Annotated in this window: 1 protein-coding gene; it reads left to right on the top strand. The window is 49.2% G+C overall.

Going from position 1 to position 774, the window contains the following annotated elements:
- On the top strand, window positions 1–774 hold a 774-nt coding region (locus R7Z49_RS24475), incomplete at both ends, for an aconitase family protein (protein ID WP_318112292.1).

Genomic DNA, 774 nt, shown 5'->3' with positions numbered 1-774 from the left:
AAACAACGGCAGCAGGCGGTACTGGTTATGTGGTTGAATTCTGCGGTGAAGCGATTACTGACCTTTCTATGGAAGGCCGCATGACGGTATGTAACATGGCCATTGAATTGGGCGCAAAAGCAGGCCTAATTGCACCAGATGAAACCACGTTTGAATATATCAAAGGTCGTAAGTTCTCACCGCAAGGCACAGATTTTGATGCTGCAGTAGAGTACTGGAAGACGTTAAAAACTGACGCAGATGCCGAATTTGATGCCGTAGTAACGCTAAATGCTGCTGACATCAAACCACAAGTAACTTGGGGCACAAACCCAGGTCAGGTCATTGCCGTTGACCAACCGATTCCAGCACCAGAAAGCTTCACTGATCCAATCGAAAAAGCGTCTGCTGAAAAAGCATTGGCTTACATGGGCCTAGAAGCAGGTAAATCATTGTCTGACTACCAAGTAGATAAAGTGTTTGTTGGCTCTTGTACGAACTCTCGCATCGAAGACATGCGCGCTGCCGCCGTCGTGGCGAAAGGCCGTAAGGTCGCATCGCACGTTCAAGCATTGATTGTCCCGGGCTCAGAACAGGTGAAAGCACAAGCAGAAGCCGAAGGCTTGGATGTCATCTTTAAAGAAGCGGGCTTTGAATGGCGTCTACCAGGTTGTTCAATGTGTTTAGCAATGAACAACGACCGCTTAGGTCCTCACGAGCGTTGTGCATCCACATCCAACCGTAACTTTGAAGGCCGTCAGGGCCGTGATGGTCGCACTCACTTGGTTAGCCCTG

Origin of the sequence: Vibrio sp. 1562 (genome assembly GCF_033340155.1) — a bacterium.
GTDB classification, from domain to species: Bacteria; Pseudomonadota; Gammaproteobacteria; order Enterobacterales; family Vibrionaceae; genus Vibrio; species Vibrio alginolyticus.
This window is presented reverse-complemented; position numbering and strand designations above follow the sequence as displayed.